This window comes from Variovorax sp. P1_H2, from assembly GCF_056405295.1.
This window is the reverse complement of record NZ_JBFUCJ010000250.1, coordinates 1-2707: the sequence shown is the minus strand read 5'-3', so window position 1 is coordinate 2707 and position 2707 is coordinate 1. Positions and strand designations below refer to the sequence as shown.

Sequence of the window (2707 nt, the reverse complement as noted above, 5' to 3'; positions counted from 1 at the left end):
GGCGTCGCGCTGCGCCTGCTCGTCGCGCACCTTGAGTTCGGCGAGCATGCGGGTGGCCAGCTCGGCCATGGCGCTCGGGCTCAGATCCCGCAGGTCCTTGGCTTCGAGCGTGGCGAGGTCAACCATGAGTGCCGATTGTGCGCAGCCTCCCGGCGCGCGTCATCGGGGGATCTTCGAATTGCCCGGCGCGTTGCGCGCCGGGCACGGGCATCACACGTAGTCGATGCGCTGCATCTGCTCGAGCCGCGTCCAGGGCAACCCGACGATGAGGGCGTCGAACTGGGCCTGCGTCAGTGCCAGGCRGCCACCTGCGCCCGGCGCCGCCCAGAGGATTCGGCCCTGGTTCAGCCGCCGCACGGCGCACCAGACGCCGAAGCCATCGTGCATCAGCAGCTTCATCCGCGTGCCCCGCGCGTTGGCGAAGAGATAGCCGTGATGCGCCTGGGCAGCGCCGAAGACAGCGACGACCCGCGCGAGCAAGCGCTCAGGTCCGGCGCGCATGTCGACGGGCTCGCTCGCGAGCCACATGGCATCTATGCGGATCACCGCAGCAACTCACCAAGCCAGCCCGCGCACTGGGCTGCTGCGCCGATCGGCCAGGTCACCGCGATCGATGTCGCACCGCGACGAAGCTCGATGCGGATGTCGGGCAGCGCGGGGGCAGTAGTCTTCGGCAGGGGCACTGCGACGAAGCCCATCTCGGCGCTCGTTGGCGGGACTATCTTCACCGGCGTGCTTGACGCTTCGACAGCGGCCAGACGGCGCCACCGATGCACGAGATTGGCGTTGAGGCCATGCGCCAGGGCGACAGCGGCGACCGACGCGCCAGGCGCGGCGCACGCGGCGAGAACGCGCGACTTCAAGTCCGGGCCGTGGCGACGGCGGGTAGCGGGTTTGGCGATTTCCATGGTGTCCACCTAAGTTGTGAGGTGGACGCATGCTCCCGGCACCAGCGGAGCGATTCAAGATGGCGTGGCCAGTTGCTTACTGCGCATCTGCGGCGCATGAAAAAAGGCCGGCACAACGCTTGGGCGCTGTGGCGGCCTGAGGATTGGCGATCAGGAACTGCTCAGCCCGCGTCCAATCGGAAGGTCTCCGGGGAAATGCGGTGCTTGCGTATCAATTCGAAGAACGCGCGCCGGTGCTTGCCTGCGACGCGCGCGGCCTCAGTCACATTGCCGCGACTGGCGCACAGGGCAGCTGCGCTCAAAGCTGTCGACGACGCGCGTCTTGGCCTCCTTGAAGGAATCGGCAGAGGCGTTGTCGATGCCAATGTGAATGTCGCCGTCGTCGATCATCGTCCCGCTCGCGAACAGCAACAAACGTTCGACTTCGTGCTGCAGTTCGCGCACATTGCCTGGCCAGTCGTACAGCAGGAGCTTGCTCAGCGCACGCGGTGTGATGCCGGTTGACTGCGCGCTTGAAGCGAAGCGCATATCGGCGAATGAAGTGCGAGAGGAGTTCAGGGATGTCGTCGCGGCGTTCGCGCAACGGTGGCAGCGACAAGCAAAGGACATTAAGCCGAAAGAACAAGTCCTGGCGAAAGCGACCCTGCTGCGACAACGAAAAGAGGTCGCGATTGCTCGCGGCAATGACTCGCACATCGGCATGCTGCAAGGCGTTGGACCCGACCACACGGTACTCGCGCTCTTGCAGGAATCGCAGCAACTTGCTCTGCGCGGAGATTGGCAGGCAATCGATGTCGTCGAGGAACAGGGTGCCACCTTCGGCCTCGCGCAAGAGGCCGGAGCGCGCTGCATGCGCAGTCGTGTAGCCTCGGGCAACCAGCTGAGCATAACGTCGTCGCGGCGCACGGAATACTCCATGGCTTCGAGCGGCGTGCGACCGTTCAGGCCATCGTGAGGACTGGCGTTATAGGTTGTCCGACTAACGTCTCGCCTTGATCTCTTGCCCCGTCAACCCCAGAGCCATGAAGTGATGCTGGACAGCAATTGCGCTCGATCTTTTCGATGATGCCTTGCCAACGTCCCTTAGTGATTCGATCGCGGGCTTGATCACTCCGCCAGCGGCTCCACCGAGCACTGCCCCCGTCATCCCCGCCGCGCTGGCACCCAATATGGCCCCCCCACGCCGCCACTAAATGCCCCCACCCGATACTTTGGACGGTTTTTTTCATCGAACTAAATACGGATCCCTTCTCCATTTCAGTTGCTATTTTTCCGTTCCACTGAGAGAACCGTTCTCGAACGGTCGTCGAGTAATCCAAATCAATGTCGGAATAATTGGCGACATTTTCGTCGAGACTTTTAAACACGCCTCCGAGAAAATTCCGCCAATCATCAAATAATTGATCGTTTAGCCGGATCTTGACCAAATCACCTATTGAGACGGAGTCCGGACTAATTGCCGAAATATCACCAATAACGGAAATACCAAATCGCTGATTCAGTTCTCTACTTGAAAATTTTTGATCGGCCTGCACCAATAATTCCTTCAGCACTTTCACGTATACAGGAGCAGGAAAGAAGTGATCGGCTCGGTTATTGAGTCGATAAATTCGGTACTGCTCCTCAGCTATTGTGCCTGCCAGAAATTGAAATTTTTCGAAGTCAAGCTCAGGCAGCTTGGCGCCGGCATTGTTAACGAAGTGCTGTTCGAAATATGAAACCTTGGTGGCATCTATTGAAGAACTTGAAACAGGCAGCAGAATGCCGGTCCTTAAAAGATCGGCCATTTCCGCGTACAC

At 60.4% G+C, this 2707-nt stretch carries 4 protein-coding genes and 1 pseudogene; all 5 read right to left on the bottom strand.

Annotated features, from left to right (window positions below; translation table 11 throughout):
* Positions 1-210: 210 nt before the first annotated feature.
* Positions 211-546, bottom strand: coding sequence for an IS66 family insertion sequence element accessory protein TnpB (tnpB, locus tag AC1D2E_RS35460; protein ID WP_478201733.1), 336 nt, complete (start codon positions 544-546; stop codon positions 211-213).
* On the bottom strand, positions 543-908 hold the full coding sequence (locus AC1D2E_RS35455) for a transposase (RefSeq protein WP_478201732.1): 366 nt from the start codon (positions 906-908) through the stop codon (positions 543-545). The genes tnpB and AC1D2E_RS35455 overlap by 4 nt, the downstream gene beginning before the upstream one ends.
* A 258-nt stretch (positions 909-1166) precedes the next feature.
* Positions 1167-1436 carry an AAA-type ATPase lid domain-containing protein gene (locus tag AC1D2E_RS35450; protein WP_478201731.1) on the bottom strand — a complete coding sequence of 90 codons (270 nt, stop codon included), beginning with the start codon at positions 1434-1436 and terminating at the stop codon, positions 1167-1169.
* Positions 1437-1548: 112 nt separating this feature from the next.
* Positions 1549-1740: pseudogene (locus tag AC1D2E_RS35445) on the bottom strand (sigma 54-interacting transcriptional regulator); the annotation flags it as partial.
* 109 nt (positions 1741-1849) lie between these two features.
* Positions 1850-2707, bottom strand: an 858-nt coding sequence (locus AC1D2E_RS35440; protein ID WP_478201730.1) for a hypothetical protein, incomplete at its 5' end; no start/stop codon positions are given.